This is a genomic window from Streptomyces sp. CA-288835, from assembly GCF_050936385.1.
Taxonomy (GTDB): domain Bacteria; phylum Actinomycetota; class Actinomycetes; order Streptomycetales; family Streptomycetaceae; genus Streptomyces.
Window position 1 is genome coordinate 721,831 of record NZ_JBNJMW010000001.1, and the last position, 18,482, is coordinate 740,312.

Consider the following 18,482-nt stretch of genomic DNA (forward strand, 5'->3'; position numbering starts at 1 on the left):
ACATGACCACGGGTGCCGAACAGGGCACACAGCCGTCGCTCGCCGGGTTCAGCGGCGACACCACCGTGTCGCCGCCGCGCGGGTACGAACACCGGATGCGGGAGGACGTCGCCGTCCTGGACACCTGGCTGTGCGACTACATCAGCCGGCCGCATCCGCAGCTGCGCCGCAAGGGAGCGGTCTGCCCGTTCGTGCCGGCCGCGCTGCAGGCCGACGCGCTGCGCGCCAGCTTCCACTACGAGATCTCCGGCAAGGACCCCGACGAACTGCACGACCTCCTGGAGGAGGAACTCGTGGCGTTCATGCGCCGGCTCGCCGAGGACTCCTTGGACAGCCTCGTCGTGGTCCTGCCCGACCTCGCCGAAGACGGGTACGCGGCCCTGGACGACGCGCACGCACGGCTGAAGGACACCGCCGTGGCGGGCGGCGCCATGATCGGCCAGTTCCACGCCGCCTGCGACGAACGCTCGGTGCGCAACGACGGGTTCCGCGTCTCCCGCTCCCCGCTGCCCCTGCTCGCGATCCGGCACATGGCCTCGCACGACATCCTCTTCCTGCACGAACTCCCGCACTGGTTCGCCGCCTACCGCGACCGCTTCGGCACCCAGTTCGCCGAGGGACGGATCCGCGAGCCCCTGATGCTCGGCATGTACGCCGCGGCCGAGCGCCGCCACGTCCGGCGGAAGGAATCCTGATGCGCCCCGAGGAAGCCGACGCCGCCGTCGCCGTACGCGCGCTGCTGTACGCCCCGCTGGCCTCGCGTGCCCTGTGCAGCGTGGCCGAACTGGGCATCCCCAACGCACTGTCGGACGGCCCGCTGAGCGCCGCCGAGCTCGCCCGGGACACCGGCGCCCACGAGAGCGCCCTGCACCAGGTGCTGACCGCGCTGACCGCCTTCGAGGTCTTCCGGGTACTGCCGGACGGCCGGTTCGCCCTCGCCCGCCTCGGCACCGCCCTCACTGCGGGCGCCCCCGCCAGCGCCCTGCCCAGCGCCCTGATGGCCCAGGCCCTCTCGGCCCGCGCCTGGCAAGGCATCCCGGACACCGTGCGCACCGGAACGCCCGCCTTCGACAAGGAGTTCGGCGCCGACTTCTTCACCGTTCTCGACCAGCGCCCCGACCTGCGCGACCTGTTCGATGCCACCCAGAGCCGCGATGTCGAACTGGAGAGCACGGCCATCCTGCGCGCCCACGACTTCTCGTCCGCCGGCACCCTCGTCGACGTCGGCGGCGGCGACGGCGCCCTCCTCGGGCACATCCTTCAGGCCCACCCCGGCCTGCGCGGGGTGCTGCTGGACAGGCCCGCCGCGGCCGCCGCGGCCCGCGCCCGGTTCGCAGCCGCCGGGCTCGGTGAGCGCGCCGAGGCCCGCTCCGGGGATTTCTTCACCGCCGTGCCCGGCGGCGGGGACGTCTATCTGCTCCGTGAGATCCTGCACGACTGGGACGACGAGCAGTGCGTCGCCGTCCTCGCCGCCTGCCGCAGGGCCATGTCCGCGCACGCCCGCCTCGTCATCGTCGAACTGGCCGCCGACGACCACCCCGGCACCGACGCCGACGCCCGGATGACCGCTTTGATGACGCTCTACATGCTCTCGGTACTGCCCGGTCGTGAGCGCACTCCCCGCGAGTTCGAGGCGCTGCTCGGCGCGGCCGGCCTGCGGCTGGCGTCCGTCAGCCGCCTGACCGGTCAGAAGGCCCTACTCGTCGCGGCCCCCGAACCCGCCGACCCGTCCGCCCGAACGAGCCGTGAGCGGAGCACCGATCATGTCTGAGACCCCGTCCGCAGCACCACGCCACCCGCTGACCGGCCCGCAGCTCGGCGCCTACTACGGCCATGAACTGGACCGGCTGAAGTCGACGTACAACCAGGCCTCCTACCTGGAGATCACCGGCCCTCTGCGGGCCGATCTGCTGGAGAGGGCGCTGAGGCGCGCGGTCGACGAGACCGACGCGCTGCGGATGCGGTTCACGGCCGACGCCACCGGGCCCGTGCAGTACCCGTACACTCCCGAGCCGTTCCCGTTCCCGGTGCTCGATCTGACGGACCGGAACGATCCGCGGGCCGAGGCCGAGGCGTGGATGCGCGCCGAGCTGGCACGCCCCGTCGACCTGGCCACCGGACCCACGCACGCCCAGGCGCTGTTCCGCATCGGCCCCGACCTGCACCTCTGGTACCAGCGCTACCACCACATCGTGCTCGACGGCTACGGCGTCTGGCTGCTCACCCGGCGCACGGCCGAGCTGTACGACGCGCTGCTCTCCGGCGCCGACACCGCGGGCACCCCGCTACGGCCGCTCAGCGACCTGCTCGACGAGCACACCGCCTACCTCGGCTCCGACACCTGCACCCGCGACGGCGCCCACTGGCACCGGCGGCTCGCCGAGCGGCCCGCCCCCGTGCACCTGGGCGGCCGCAGCGCGCCCGCGGGGCCGGAGTACATCCTGCACCGCACCGGCGCCGACGCCTCCGTCACCCGGGGGCTGCACGCCCTCGCCGGGCGGCTCGGGCAGCGCTGGACGCGCACCGCCGTGGCGGCTGTGGCCACCCACGTGTACGCCGCCACCGGCCGTCGGGACCTGCTGCTGACGCTGCCCGTCACCGGGCGCACCGCGCCGGCCGCCCGCGAGGTGCCGGGCATGCTAGCCACGATGCAGCCCCTGCTGCTCGACCACGACCCCGCGGCTGGTCTGGCCGCCTTCACCGCCCAGGTCGCCGAGCGGGTCGACGAGGCGCTGGCACACCAGCGGTACCCGTACGAACGGCTCCGCCGCGAGCTGCGTACCCCGGCCGACGCGCCCAAGCTGTACGGGCCGATCGTCAATGTGCTTGCCTTCTCCGCCGAGCCGACGTTCGGCGGGCTGCCCGCCGTACGGCAGTGGATCGCCATCGGGCCCGTGGACGACCTGGAGTTCATGATCCAGGAGTCGGCCACCGGTGAGCTCCAGCTCAACCTGTGGGCGAATGCGGCCGTCTACTCGCCGGAAACCGTGGCCCGCCACGGCGAGCACGTCGTCGCGCTGCTCACCCGCCTCGCCGACGCCGGCCCGGACACCCCGCTGGCACACCTCACCGAGGTGCGGCCCTCCGCCGTGCCGACCGAGCCTCCGGCCGGTACCGCGGCCGACCTCTTCGCCGCCCGCGTCGCCGCGGACCCCGACGCCCCCGCTTTGCTCACCGACGGCGAACCACCCCTGACCTACGGCGAGTTGAACGCCGGCGCCGAGCGGATCGCCCGGCGTCTGAAGGCGCGTGGGATCGGCCCGGAGAGCCTGGTGGCGCTGGCGCTGCCCCGGGGGCGGGCGCTGATGACGGCCGTACTCGCGGTGTGGAAGGCGGGGGCCGCCTTCCTGCCCGTGGACCCCGACTACCCGCCGGACCGGGTCGAGTTCATGCTCGCCGACGCCCGTCCCGCGCTGCTGCTGACGGAACCTTCCGTCGACCTGTCGGCGGTGGAACTGGCCGGACTGCCCCGGCTGACGCTTCGCAGCGATGACAGCGCGGAGCCGGCGCCGGCTCCCGCCGCGTCCTCGCCTGCCGACCCCGCCCACCCGGCCTACGTCATCTACACCTCCGGTTCCACCGGCCGGCCCAAGGGTGTCGTCGTCACCCACGCCGGCATCGCCGACCTCGTGGCCACCCAGCGGACCCGGCTGAACGCCGGCCCCGGCGCCCGAGTCCTGCAGTTCGCCTCGCCCAGCTTCGACGCGGCGTTCTGGGAGACGGCGATGGGCCTGTTCAGCGGGGCCGCGCTGGTGGTGGAGCCGGCCGACCGTCTGACGCCGGGACCCGCGCTCACCGCGACCATCGCCCGGCACCGGGTCACCCACCTCACGGTGCCGCCCTCCGCCCTGTCCGCGATGACGGGCCTCGACCTGCCCACCGTGACCACGCTCGTCGTCGCCGGTGAAGCGGTGACCGAGCAACTCGTCGGCAACTGGGCGCCCGGCCGGACCATGGTCAACGCCTACGGCCCGACCGAGACGACCGTGTGCGCCACCACCAGCGGCCCCCTCGCCGCCGACGGCCCCGCCCCGCTCGGCACCGGCGTCCAGGGCACCCAGGTCCACGTCCTCGACGACGCCCTGCGCCCGGTCGCCCCCGGCGAGACCGGAGAGCTGTACGTCGCCGGGCGCTCCCTCGCCCGCGGCTATCTGCGTCGGCCGGGCCTGACCGCCGCCCGCTTCGTGGCGTGCCCGTTCGGCGCGCCCGGCGAGCGCATGTATCGCACCGGCGACCTGGTGCGCACCACCGCCGACGGACATCTCGTCTTCGTCGGCCGCTCCGACGACCAGGTCAAGGTCCGCGGCCACCGGGTGGAACTCGGCGAGGTGGAGACGGTCCTGCGCCGCCATCCCGACGTCGCCCAGAACGCGGTGACCGTCCACGGCGAGCTGCTCGTCGCGTACGTCGTGGCCGGTTCCGGCGCCACCGTCGATGCCGAGGCGCTGCGCGGCTACGCCGCGGGGCGGCTGCCCGACCACATGGTGCCCGGGGCCGTCGTGTTCCTGGACGCGCTGCCGCTCACCCCCAACGGCAAGACGGACCGCGCCGCACTCCCGGCGCCGGACTTCCGTGCGATGCCCGCCACGGACGCCCGCCGGCCGCTCACCGAGCACGAGGCGCTGCTGTGCCGTCTGTTCGCCGAGGTCCTCGGGCTCGACGAGGCAGGCCCTGACGACGACTTCTTCGACCTCGGCGGCCACTCCCTGCTGGCCACCCGCCTCCTGGTGAAGATCCGTACGGCCGTCGGCGCGGACCTCTCGGTCGCCGACCTCTTCGACGCGCCCACCCCCGCGGGCCTCGCCGTCCGCCTCGCCCCGCCCGGCCGGTCGGGCCTGACGCGCCGGGAGCGGCCGGAGGTCGTGCCGCTGTCCTTCGCGCAGCGCCGGTTGTGGTTCCTGCACCGGCTGGAGGGGCCGAGCGCTACGTACAACATTCCGCTGGCTCTGGAGGTGGACGGGCCGCTGGACGTGGCGGTGCTGGAGCAGGCCGTCAACGACGTCACCGCCCGGCATGAGCCGCTGCGGACCTTGATCGGGGAGCGCGAGGGCGACCCGGAGCAGATCATCCGTGAACCGGCACCGGATCTGGTGACCGTGCGGTCCCACGACGTCGAGGCGGACCGGCTGGCGGAGGCCCTCGCCGAGGCGGTGGCCCACCCCTTCGACCTCGGCCGTGAACTCCCCCTGCGCGTCGGCGTGTTCCGCACCGGGGCCGACCGGTGCGTGGTGCTGCTCCTGATGCATCACATCGCCGGGGACGGCGCCTCCCTGCGGCCGTTGCTGCGGGACCTGACCGAGGCGTACGCGGCACGGCAGCGCGGGCAGGCACCTCAGTGGGCGCCGCTTCCGGTGACGTACACCGACTACGCCCTGTGGCAGCGCGAGCAGTTCGGGGAAGGCGAGGAGCACCCCGACCTGACGTACTGGCGCACCGCCCTCGCCGGTCTGCCCGACGCGCTGGAGCTGCCCTCCGACCGGCCCCGCCCGGCGGTCAGCAGCCACCGCGGTGCCGTCCACACCTTCCGTGTCGAACCGGAGCTCCACCAGGGGCTGCTGGAGCTGGCGCGGGAGACGGGGACGACGCTGTTCATGGTGGTGCAGGCCGGACTGGCCGCCCTGCTGTCCCGGCTGGGCGCGGGGGACGACATTCCGCTCGGCTCTCCGGTGGCGGGGCGGACGGACGACAGCCTGGAGGAGCTGGTCGGCTTCTTCGTCAACACGCTGGTGCTGCGTACGGACACCTCCGGCGACCCCACCTTCCGTGAACTGCTCGCCCGCGTGCGGGCCGCCGACCTGGAGGCCTACGCTCATCAGGACCTGCCCTTCGAGCAACTGGTGGAGGCCCTCAACCCGGAGCGGTCGCTGTCCCGCCAGCCCCTCTTCCAGGTGATGCTGTCGCTCGACAACAACCCGTCCGCCGCCGTCACCGTGCCCGGCCTCGGCGTGCGCACCCGGGTCGTACGGGCCGAGGTCGCCCGTGTCGACCTGACTCTGAGCCTCAGCGAGGCGAAGGCCGGCGGCGGCATCGAAGGCTCCCTCGAGTACGCCACCGACCTGTTCGAGGCGGACACCGCCGCCGCCCTCATGGCACGCCTGGTGGGACTGCTCGGCGCGGCCGTGGCCGACCCGTCCGTCGCCGTGGCCGACCTGGACGTCCTGCGGCCGGGCGAGGCGGTGACACTGACCGGGGAGTGGAACGCGCCCGTACTGCCCGCCGCCGCGGACCGCACGCCCCGCACGGTCCAGGAACGGTTCGCCGAGCAGGCCGCCCGCACACCGGAGGCGGTCGGGCTGCGCGAGGCCGACGGCGGCACCGTCACCTACAGGGAACTCGACGCGCGCCAGCGCCGCCTCGCCGCACGGCTGCGCGCCCTCGGCATCGGCCCGGGCAGCCGGGTCGCCGTCCTCCAGGAGCGCTCGGCGGCGCTGGTCGTCACCACACTGGCCGTGCTGCGCACCGGAGCCGCCTATGTCCCGCTGAACCCGGCCGACCCCGCCGCCCGGATGCGACACGTCCTGGCCGAGACCGGCGCCGCTGCCCTGCTCACCGACCGCGACCCGGCCGACGCGCTGCCGGACGTGGGCGTGCCGGTACTGCGCGTCGACACGGCGGACGGCGACCGGCCGGACCTCGACGACGCGCTCTTCGCGGGCCACGCCGACGATCTCGCCTACGTCATGTACACCTCGGGCTCGACCGGCGCCCCCAAGGGCATCGCCGTGACCCACGCGAACATCCTGGCCCTGGTCGATGACCGACACTGGCGCTCCGGCGCGCACGGCCGCGTCCTGCTGCACTCGCCGTACGCCTTCGACGCCTCGACGTACGAGATGTGGGTGCCCCTGCTGCGCGGCGGGGAGGCAGTACTGGCCCCCACCGGCCGGCTCGACTCCGCCGCCCTCGCCGACACCATCGAACGGCACGGCGTCACCGCGGTGTTCCTCACCACGGCCCTGTTCAACCATCTCGTCGAGGACCACCCCGACTGCCTGTCCGGGGTGCGGGAGGTGTGGACCGGCGGCGAGTTCGTCTCCCCGGGCGCGGTGCGCCGGGCGATCGAACGCTGCCCCGACACCACGGTCGTCCACGTCTACGGCCCCACAGAGACCACCACGTTCGCGGTCTGCCACCCGCTGGCGGGACCGGAGTCGGTCCGGGGCGAGACCGTACCGATCGGCCGTGCCCTGGACGGCGACGGCTGTTTCGTGCTCGACGAGCGGCTGCGGCCCGTGCCGCCCCATGTGGTGGGCGAGCTGTACATCGCGGGCGAGGGCGTGGCCCGGGGGTACGTCGGCCAACCCGGGCCGACGGCGAGCCGGTTCGTGGCCTGCCCGTTCGGGACGCCGGGCGAGCGCATGTACCGTACCGGCGACCTGGTGCGCTGGACCACCGACGGACAGCTCGTCTTCGTGGGCCGCTCCGACGACCAGGTGAAGGTCCGCGGCCACCGCATCGAACTCGGCGAGATCCAGGCCGCCCTGCTCGACGACCCGACCGTGGCGCACGCCGTGGTGACCGTCCTCGACGACGCCTCCGTCGGCCGCCGCCTGGCCGCCCACGTCGTCCCCGCCGACCTCGCGGCCCCGCCCGTCGTGGACCAGCTCCGCGCCCGGCTGGCGGACAGGCTGCCGGGGTTCATGGTGCCGGGGGTGTTCGTGGTGTTGGAGGCGTTGCCGTTGACGCCGAACGGGAAGGTGGACCGGCGGGCGTTGCCGGTGCCGGAGTCGGTGGTGCGCGGTGATGGCGGTGGCCGGGTTGCGGGGTCGCCGGAGGAGGAGATGGTCTGCCGGGTGTTCGCGGAGGTGCTGGGGCTTTCGCGGGTGGGGGCGGATGCGCACTTCTTCGAGCTGGGCGGTCATTCGCTGCTCGCGACGCGGGTGGTGGGCCGGCTGCGGTCGTTGTTCGGTGTGGAGTTGCCGATCCAGGCGCTCTTCGACGCGCCGACGCCTGCGGGGCTGGCGGGGCGGCTGCGGGGGGTGGTGGGTCGGTCACGGCCGGGTGTGGTGCGGCGGGAGCGGCCTTCGGTGGTGCCGTTGTCGTTCGCGCAGCGCCGGTTGTGGTTCCTGCACCGGCTGGAGGGACCGAGCGCGACGTACAACATCCCCCTCGCACTGGAGGTCGAGGGACGCCTTGACGTGGGCGTACTGGAACAGGCCGTCAATGACGTCGTCGCCCGCCACGAACCCCTGCGCACCGTGATCGCAGAGCACGAGGGTGTTCCCCATCAGGTCATTCACGAACCTGCGCCGGATCTGGTGGCGGTGGAGTCCCGCGAGGTGGAAGCGGATCGGTTGTCGCAGGTGCTCGCGGAGAGGGTGAGGTATCCCTTCGACCTCGGCAGCGAACTCCCCTTGCGGGTGGAGGTATTGCGTACTGGTCGGGAGCGGTGGACGGTGCTGTTTCTGGTGCATCACATCGCCGGGGACGGCTGGTCGCTGCGGCCGTTGCTGCGGGACCTGACCGAGGCGTACGCGGCACGGCAGCGCGGGCAGGCACCTCAGTGGGCGCCGCTACCGGTGACGTACACCGACTACGCCCTGTGGCAGCGGGACCTGCTCGGCGACCAGGAGGAGCCGGACAGCCTCGCGCACGAGCAACTCGACTACTGGCGGCGGACTTTGGCCGGGACACCGGAGCAACTCGCGCTGCCCACCGACCGTCCCCGGCCCGCCGTGACCAGCTTCCGGGGCGAGGTGCACTGGGTGCGCTTCACCGGCTCTCTGCACCGGGCGCTGCTGGTGCTGGCGCGGGAGACGGGGACGACGCTGTTCATGGTGGTGCAGGCCGGACTGGCCGCCCTGCTGTCCCGGCTGGGCGCGGGGGACGACATTCCGCTCGGCTCTCCGGTGGCGGGGCGGACGGACGAGAGTCTGGAGGAGCTGGTCGGCTTCTTCGTGAACACGCTGGTGCTGCGTACGGACGTGTCCGGCGACCCCACCTTCCGTGAACTGCTCGCCCGCGTCCGGGCCGCCGACCTGGAGGCCTACGCTCATCAGGACCTGCCCTTCGAGCAACTGGTGGAGGCCCTCAACCCGGAGCGGTCGCTGTCCCGCCAGCCCCTCTTCCAGGTCCTGGTCGTGCTGCAGAACGCGCCCGCGGCGGCGTACTCGCTGCCCGGTCTGGACATCCGGCCGGTGCCGACCGTGCCAGGGGTGTCGAAGTTCGACTACTCGCTGAGCCTGCACGAGACCTACGACGCCGACGGGCGGCCGGATGGTCTGGAGGGGTATGTCGAGTACTCGACGGATCTCTTCGACCGGGCCACGATCGTCCGTACCGTCGATTTGCTCGACCGGATGCTGAGCGGCTTCGCCGAGGACTGCGACCGGTCCGTCGGTGAGATCGAGACGGTGACAGGCGAGGACCGTCTGCGGGTGCTGCAGACGTGGAACGTGACCGCGGCGGCGCCCGCCGAGGCGGACGTGCCCGCACTCTTCGAGCAGCGGGTGGCAGCCGCCCCCGACGACCTCGCGCTGCTGTGTCCGGGCAGACGGCTCACCTACCGCCAACTCGACGTCCAGGCCAACAAGTTGGCGCATCTGCTGCGCCGGCGCGGCATCGGGCGGGAGGATCGGGTGGCGCTTGCCGTGCCGCGCGGCCCGGAGACCGTCGTGGCGCTGCTCGCCGTCCTCAAGGCGGGCGCCGCCTACGTGCCCGTGGACCCGGCCTATCCGGACGCCCGGATCGCCTACCTGCTCGACGACTCGCGGCCCGTCCTCCTGGTCACCCAGGGGGACACGGACCCGCGCCGCGAGACGGAGGTGCCCGTGCTGCTGCTCGACGACCCCGAGGTCGTCGCCGCGCTCGCCGCCGCCCCCGACACCCCGCCGGACCGCGCGAACGAGCCCGGCCGCGCCGCGTACGTCATCTACACCTCGGGCTCCACCGGCCGTCCCAAGGGCGTCGTGGTCACCCACACCGGTGTCGCCGCCCTCGTCGCCTCACAGCGGGAACGTTTCGGAGCGGGCCCCGGCAGCCGCGTCCTCCAGTTCGCCTCGCCCAGCTTCGACGCGGCCTTCTGGGAGACCGTGATGGCGCTGCTGACCGGCGCCGCCCTCGTGGTGGTGCCGACCGACCGGCTGCTGCCGGGCGAACCGCTGGCCGGACTGATCCGGGAGTTCGGCGTCACCCACGCCACACTGCCGCCGTCCGCGCTGCGCGGTCTGGAGGACTGCGAGCTGCCCTCCGTCCGCTCGCTCGTCGTCGCCGGGGAGGCGTGCCACGCCGACCTGGTGCGGCAGTGGGCGCCGGGCCGCTCCATGATCAACGCGTACGGCCCCACCGAGACCACCGTCTGCGCCACCACGAGCGCCCCGCTCGGCGCCGGGGACGCCCCGCCGCCCATCGGCCGCCCGCTGACCGGGACCCGGGTGTACGTCCTCGACGAGCGGCTGCGCCCGGTGCCGCCCGGCGTGCCCGGAGAGCTGTACGTGAGCGGTCCGGCACTGGCCCGCGGATACCTGGGCCGGCCGGACCTGACGGCGGGCCGGTTCGTGGCCTGCCCGTTCGGGACGCCGGGCGAGCGCATGTACCGCACCGGCGACCTCGTGCGGTGGACCGGCGACGGACAGCTGGTGTTCGTCGGCCGCGCCGACGAGCAGGTCAAGATCCGCGGCCATCGCATCGAACTCGGCGAGATCGAGACCGCGCTCGCCGAACACCCGGCGGTGGCCGACGCCGCCGTAGCCGTCCACCGCGACGACACCGGTGACGCCCGCCTCACCGCGTACGTCGTGCCGCGCACCGAGCACACCCCGGACCTGGACGAGGCCGCCGACCAGGAGCAACTCGACGCCTGGGCCTCGGTGTTCAGCAGGCAGTACGGCGACGAGGAGGCCGGCGCCGCCTTCGGCGAGGACTTCTCCGGCTGGCACAGCACCTACGACGGCGGCCCCATCCCCCTCGACGACATGCGGGAATGGCGCGCGGCGGCCGTCGACGCCATCCGCGCGCTCAGGCCCCGGCGGATCCTGGAGATCGGCGTCGGCAGCGGGCTGCTCCTCGCCCCGCTGCTCGACCACTGCGAGACGTACTGGGGTACTGACGTGTCACCGGAGGCGGTCGACGCCCTCGGCGCACGGCTGGCCGCCGCACGCCCGGACGCCGTGGACCGGGTACGCCTCACCGCCTTGGCGGCGGACGCCGTGGACACCCTGCCCGAGGGCGAGTTCGACACGATCGTCCTCAACTCCGTCGCCCAGTACTTCCCGAGCGAGCGCTATCTCCTCGACGTCCTGGACAAGGCAGTACGGCTGCTCGCTCCCGGCGGGGCCCTCTACCTGGGCGACATCCGGGACCTGAGGTCGGCACGGCGGCTCCACCTGGCCGCGCAGACCGGACGTCTCGGCGCGGAGACCCCCGCCGAGGAGGTACGCCGTGCGGCCGAACTCGCCCTGACGGAAGAGAAGGAACTCTTGGTCGATCCCGAGCTGTTCACCTCCTTCGCCGCCGCGAGGCCCGGGCTCGGCGGGTGCGACATCCGCCTCAAGCGCGGGCGCCGGCACAACGAACTCACCCGCTACCGCTACGAGGTGGTGCTCCACAAGAAGCCCGCCGACACACTGATGATGGTCGCCGACGCTCCTCGCACGACCTGGGAGGAGCTCGGCGGCTCGGCCGAGGCGCTGGCCGCCGCGCTGACGGCAGGGCGCCCGGAGCTGCTGCGGGTGACGGGTGTGCCCAACGCCCGTACCACGACGGACCTCGCGGGCGCACCGGCCGCCGGGGCGCCTGAGCCCGACGATCTGGTCGAGCTCGGCCGACGGCTCGGCTACGAGACGGCCGTCACCTGGTCCGCCGACCGGCACGAGAGCGAACTCGACGTCGTCCTCGTCGACGCCTCGACCGCGGCCGGCCGCCCGCTGACCGGCGTCCACCGCATGGACGCCCCGGTCACCGGCCCGCTCACCAACACCCCGTCCGCCGCTCCGCTTTCGGCCGCGCTGACCGCCGAACTCCGGGCCCGGCTGGCGGACAGGCTGCCGGGGTTCATGGTGCCGGGGGTGTTCGTGGTGTTGGAGGCGTTGCCGTTGACGCCGAACGGGAAGGTGGACCGGCGGGCGTTGCCGGTGCCGGAGTCGGTGGTGCGCGGTGATGGCGGTGGCCGGGTTGCGGGGTCGCCGGAGGAGGAGATGGTCTGCCGGGTGTTCGCGGAGGTGCTGGGGCTTTCGCGGGTGGGGGCGGATGCGCACTTCTTCGAGCTGGGCGGTCATTCGCTGCTCGCGACGCGGGTGGTGGGCCGGCTGCGGTCGTTGTTCGGTGTGGAGTTGCCGATCCAGGCGCTCTTCGACGCGCCGACGCCTGCGGGGCTGGCGGGGCGGCTGCGGGGGGTGGTGGGTCGGTCACGGCCGGGTGTGGTGCGGCGGGAGCGGCCTTCGGTGGTGCCGTTGTCGTTCGCGCAGCGCCGGTTGTGGTTCCTGCACCGGCTGGAGGGACCGAGCGCGACGTACAACATCCCCCTCGCACTGGAGGTCGAGGGACGCCTTGACGTGGGCGTACTGGAACAGGCCGTCAATGACGTCGTCGCCCGCCACGAACCCCTGCGCACCCTGATCACCGACGACGACGGTTCGCCGCGGCAGCTCGTGCACGACCCGGCACCGGATCTTGTCCGGGTCCAACGGCGGGACGTGCCGGCCGAGGAGCTTGCGTCGGTGCTCGCGGGCGCGGTGACGTATCCCTTCGACCTGGGCCGTGAACTGCCCCTGCGGGTCGAGGTGTTCTGTTCCGGGGCGGAGCGGTGGACGGTGCTGTTTCTGGTGCATCACATCGCCGGGGACGGCTGGTCGCTGCGGCCCTTGCTGCGGGACCTGACCGAGGCGTACGCGGCACGGCAGCGCGGGCAGGCACCTCAGTGGGCGCCGCTACCGGTGACGTACACCGACTACGCCCTGTGGCAGCGGGACCTGCTCGGCGACGAGGACGAGCCGGACAGCTTCGCCCGTGAGCAACTCGACTACTGGCGACGCACCTTGACCGGAATCCCGGAACAGCTGGCGCTGCCCACCGACCGTCCGCGGCCCGCCGAGCCCAGCTACCGGGGCGACATACGGAACTTCTTCATCGAACCCGAGCTGCACCGGGCGCTGTTGGGGCTCGCGCGGGAGACGGGGACGACGCTGTTCATGGTGGTGCAGGCCGGACTGGCCGCGCTGCTGTCCCGGCTGGGCGCGGGAGACGACATCCCGCTCGGCTCTCCGGTCGCGGGGCGGACGGACGACAGCCTGGAGGAGCTGGTCGGCTTCTTCGTCAACACGCTCGTCCTGCGCATCGACACCTCCGGCGACCCCACCTTCCGCGAGCTGCTCGCCCGCGTCCGGGCCGCCGACCTGGAGGCCTACGCCCACCAGGACCTGCCCTTCGAGCAACTGGTGGACGCGGTCGGTGCCGAGCGGTCCATGGCGTACAACCCGCTGTTCCAGGTGATGCTGGCACTGGACAACAATGCCGACACCGCCGTCGAGCTGCCCGGGCTGCGAGTGCGCCCGCGGCCGGTCGGCACCCGGGCCGCGCGCTTCGACCTCACGGTCGGGCTGAGCGAGCGGGTCGTGGGCGATCTGGGGGCCGAGGGCGTCCAGGGCAGCGTCGAGTACAGCACCGACCTGTTCGACGCGGCGAGCGTCGACGCGCTTGCGGCCCGGCTGCTGCGGCTGCTGGATCAGGCGGTCACCCGGCCCGACGTGCCCTTCGGTGACCTGGAGATCCTCGCCGAGCAGGAGTACGCGGCGCTGGTCCCGGCCGACCGCCCGGGGGCCGCTCCCGAGGCCACGGCGCCCGCGCTGTTCGAGGAGCGGGTCCGGGAGGCGCCGCACGCCGTCGCGGTGACCGCGGGACGCGAGCAGCGCACCTACCGGGAGCTGAACGAGGCCGCCAACCGGCTGGCCCGGGTGCTGACAGCGCGCGGGGCCGGGCCGGACGCCGTGGTCGCGGTACGGCTGCCGCGCGGACCCAGGCTCGCCGAGGCGCTGCTGGCCGTCCTCAAGGCGGGCGCCGCCTATCTGCCGCTCGACCCGGACTATCCGGCAGAGCGCATCGCACACATGCTCGCCGACGCCCGGCCGGTGCTGCTCGTCGGGGCGTCGGAGGACAAGGGTGCGGAGGTGAGCGCGGGGGCGACCCTCGACGCGGGTACAGGCGTGGACACGGTTGCAGCCCCTGACATGGATGCGGAGGCGGGCGCGGGTGCGGCCCTTGACGCCGGCGCGGGCGCGTACGTGGGGCGGGCCCCGGGCGCGGATGTTCCCGTCCTCGACCTCGACGCCCCGGACACGCTCGACGCCCTGCGCGTGGCGCCCCGGCACGACCTGGGCGACTCCGAGCGCCGGGCACCCCTGCGCCCCGGCCATATCGCCTACGTGATCTACACCTCCGGCTCGACGGGCCGACCCAAGGGCGTCGAGGTGCCGCACCGGGCTGTCGCCAACCTGGTAGCCGCCTCGCAGGAGGAGCTGGGTGGGGTCGGGCCCGGCAGTCGGGTGCTGCAGTTCGCCTCGCCGAGCTTCGACGGGGCGTTCTGGGAGATCGGCGCGACCCTGCTGGCCGGCGGCATGGTGGTCATGCACCCCACGGGCGCCTGGAACGCGGCGGAGGACCTCGTACCGCTGGTGACCTCGCAGAAGGTGACCCATCTGGCCATCCCGCCGTCCGTGCTGGCCATCCTGCCGGACGACGCGCTGCTGCCGGACACCACGCTGTTCGTCGTCGGCGAGGCATGCCCGCCCGCGCTGGTGGAGCACTGGGCGCCGCGCTGCCGGATGCTCAACTCCTACGGCCCGAGCGAGACCACCGTCTCCGCGACCGTCACCGAGCCGCTCACCGCGGGCGGCACCCCGCCCATCGGCACCCCGGTCCGGGGCGTACGCGTCCATCTGCTCGACGAGCGGCTGCGGCCGGTGCCGCCCGGCGTGGTGGCCGAGGTGTACATCGGCGGCGCGGGCGTGGCCCGTGGTTACCGGAACCGGCCCGCCGGCACCGCGGAACGCTTCGTGGCCGACCCCTGGGGTGCCCCGGGCAGCCGGATGTACCGGACGGGCGACCTCGCCAGGCGCCGTACGGACGGGCAGCTGGAGTTCGTCGGCCGGGTGGACGAGCAGGTCAAGATCCGCGGCTATCGCATCGAACTCGGCGAGATCGAGACCGTACTGGCCGCGCATCCCGGTGTCGCCCAGGCAGCGGTCGCCGTGCACAGGGGCCCGCGCACCAGCCGCCTCGTCGGCTATGCCGTACCCGCGCGTCGCGCGGACGGCCCCGACGGCGCCGAGCTGCGGGCCTTCGTCGCGCGGACGCTGCCCGACTACATGGTCCCGGCCGCCGTCGTCACCATGGACCGGCTGCCGCTGTCGCCCAACGGCAAGCTGGACCGGGCCGCCCTGCCCGCTCCCGAACCGGTGGGCGCCGTCGGCGGACGGGCGCCGCACGGGGCAGTGGAGGAGACACTGTGCGGCATCGTGCGCGAGTCGCTCGGGATGCCGGACGCCGGAGCGGACGACGACTTCTTCGACCTGGGCGGCGACAGCATCACCGCCATCCAGGTCAGCAGCCGGGCCAGGGCCGCCGGACTCGCGCTGTCACCGCGGGACGTCTTCCGGCACCGCACGGTCGCCGCCCTGGCCCGCGTCACCACCGAGACCGGTGAGGCGGTACGGCCGGACGACGGCAGCGGAGAGGTGACGCCGACGCCGGTGATGCGGTGGCTGCACGGCCTCGGCGGACCCACCGACGGTTTCCACCAGTCGATGCTTCTGGTGACCCCCGCGGGCGTACGGCAGAACACCGTCGCGGCCGTGCTGCAGACCCTGCTCGACCACCACGACATGCTGCGGCTGCGCCTGTACGACGACGGTGCCGACGGCTGGCGGATCACGGTCCCGCCCGCGGGCACCTTACGGGCCGCCGAGCTGCTGCGCCGCGTCGACCTCGCCGGGCGCGGCGAGGAGGAGCGCGGGCGTGCGGTCGCCGAGGAGTCGGCACGCACGGTCGGTGCACTCTCCCCCGGTGCGGGCCGTACCGTGGCCGCCGTCTGGTTCGACCACGGGCCCGAGGAGGCAGGCCGGCTGTTCCTGGCCGTGCACCATCTCGCGGTCGACGGCGTCTCGTGGCGCATCCTGCTGGAGGACATCGCCGAAGCGGGGCGGGCGCTCACCGAAGGCCGCAGGCCGCACCCGCAGCCCGTCGTCACCTCCTTCCGGCGCTGGTCGGAGCTGCTGGCTGCCGAGGCTGACAGCACCCACCGCACCGCCGAACTGCCGCACTGGCTCGCCACGGTGGCCGAGCCCGCGCCACTCGCGCCCGGCCTCGACCCGGTGCCGGGCCGGGACGTCACCCGCACGATCCGGCGCCGCGCCGACAGCCTCGACGCGGACACCGGCCGGGCGCTGCTCACCACGGTCGCCCCGGCGTTCCACTGCGGCCCCGACGAACTGCTGCTCACCGCCCTGGCGTTGGCCGTGGCCCGGTGGCGCCGCGAGCGGGGCACACCGGCCGGCGGGCTGCTCGTCGAGCTGGAGGGGCACGGGCGGGCGGACCTGCCGGGGGCGGACGTCTCGCGCACGGTCGGCTGGTTCACCAGCGCCCACCCCGTCCGGCTCGACCTGGCCATCACCGACCTGGACGAGGCACTCGCCGGCGGACCGGCCCTCGCCGGCGCCGTGAAGCGGATCAAGGAGCAGGTGCGGTCCGCCCCCGGCGACCGCATCGGCCACGGCCTGCTGCGCCACCTCAACACGCGTACGGCGGCCCGGTTCGACGGGCTCGCCGTGCCGCGCGTCGGCTTCAACTACCTCGGCCGCCTGCCCTCGGGCGGCCCGGCCGCCGACTGGATGGCGGACCCGGCCGCGGGTGCCTTCGGCGGCGGCGCCGACCCGGACCTGCCCGCGGTGCACACCCTCGCCCTGAACGTCGTCGCCGAGGATCGCCCCGAGGGACCGGTGCTGCGCGCCGGGTGGACCTGGCCGGGCGCGCTGCTCGGAGAGGATGACGTGGCGACGCTCGCCGACACCTGGCTGGCGGTGCTGGCCGCGCTCGCCCGGCACGACACGGGCGACGCCGGGCGTACCCCGTCCGACGTACCGCTGGTCGGGCTCAGCCAGGACCAACTCGACCGACTCGAAGCAGCTTGGAGGTCCCCGCGGTGAACCACCGGTCCGGACTGAGCGACGTCCTGCCGCTCTCCCCGCTGCAGGAAGGCCTGTTCTTTCACACCCTCTACCACCGGGACGGGCCCGACGTGTACGTCACCCAGCTCGTCCTCGACCTCACCGGCCCCCTGGACGTGGCTGCGTTGCGCCGGTCCGCCGAGGCACTGCTGGTGCGCCACCCCCACCTGGGCGCGGCGTTCTGGACGGAGGGCCTCGACCAGCCTGTCCAGGTCGTGCCGAGCACGGTCCAACTGCCTTGGGAGGAGGTCGACCTGAGCGGCCTTCCGGAGCGGGAGCGCAGGGGGCGGGCCGACGGCTTCCTCGCCGCTGACCGCGCCCGCCGCTTCGACCTGGCGACGCCTCCGCTCCTGCGCACCGCGCTGCTCCGGCTGGCCCCGGACCACCACCGGTTGATGCTGACGGTCCATCACATCCTGCTGGACGGCTGGTCCACGCCGGTGCTGGTACGCGAACTCTTCGCGCTCTACGACGCGGACGGCGAGCTCTCCGCCCTGCCACCCGCCCCGCCCTACCGCGACTACCTTGCCTGGGTGGCCCGGCAGGACGGCACCGCCGCCCGCGAGGCCTGGCGCGCCGAGCTCGCCGGTGTCGACGAGCCGACCCGGCTCACCCCGCCCGGCGCCGAGTCCGCGCCGCCACAGCTCCCGCAGCGCCGCTCGGCCGACCTCGACGAGGACCTGACCAGGGCGCTCACCGACCTCGCCCGCTCCCGCCGGCTGACCCTCAGCAATCTGGTGCAGGCGGCCTGGGCGGTGCTGCTGGCCCGGCTGACCGGGCGCGACGACGTCGTCTTCGGTACCGTGGTCTCCGGGCGGCCGCCCGAACTGCCCGGTGTGGACGGCATGGTGGGGCTGTTCATCAACACCGTGCCCACTCGTGTCCGCCTGTCCCCCGCCGACCCTCTGGGGGCGGTGGCGGCCCAGGCCCGCGACCGGCACCTGGCGACGAGCGCACACCACCATCTGCCGCTCGCCGACATACAGAAGGCAGCCGGAGCCACCGAACTCTTCGACACCATCGTCGTCTTCGAGAACTACCCCACCGGCTCCGCCGCTTTCACCGCACGGCAGCTGACCGTCACGGGCGTCGCGGGGCACGACGCCACCCACTACCCGCTGATGCTGGCCGTCATTCCCGACGCCCGCCTGCACCTGCGGCTCGACCACCGCCCCGACCTGATCGACGACGAGCGGGCCGAGGAGATCCTGACCGCGCTGTGCAACGTCCTCACGGCCTTCACCGCCGACCCCGACCAAGCCACGGGCCGCGTCGAGCCCCTGCCGCCGGCGCGCCTCGGGAAGGTTCTGACCGACTGGAACGACA

3 protein-coding genes and 1 pseudogene are annotated in these 18,482 nt (G+C 73.8%); all 4 read left to right on the top strand.

All coding sequences use genetic code 11. The features are described 5' to 3' along the window. Positions 1 to 2 precede the first annotated feature (2 nt). Positions 3 to 695, top strand: a complete 693-nt coding sequence (locus ACQEVY_RS03415) for a DUF6875 domain-containing protein (RefSeq protein WP_432944638.1) — start codon at positions 3 to 5, stop codon at positions 693 to 695. Continuing rightward, positions 695 to 1,771, top strand: coding sequence for a methyltransferase (locus ACQEVY_RS03420; RefSeq protein ID WP_432944640.1), 1,077 nt, complete (start codon positions 695 to 697; stop codon positions 1,769 to 1,771). Before ACQEVY_RS03415 ends, ACQEVY_RS03420 begins: the two co-directional genes overlap by 1 nt. Continuing rightward, positions 1,764 to 17,135, top strand: coding sequence for an amino acid adenylation domain-containing protein (locus ACQEVY_RS03425; protein WP_432944642.1), 15,372 nt, complete (start codon positions 1,764 to 1,766; stop codon positions 17,133 to 17,135). The genes ACQEVY_RS03420 and ACQEVY_RS03425 overlap by 8 nt, the downstream gene beginning before the upstream one ends. Then, positions 17,132 to 18,433, top strand: a pseudogene (locus ACQEVY_RS03430) (condensation domain-containing protein); the annotation flags it as partial. The gene ACQEVY_RS03425 and the pseudogene ACQEVY_RS03430, both read left to right, overlap by 4 nt. Positions 18,434 to 18,482 lie beyond the last annotated feature (49 nt).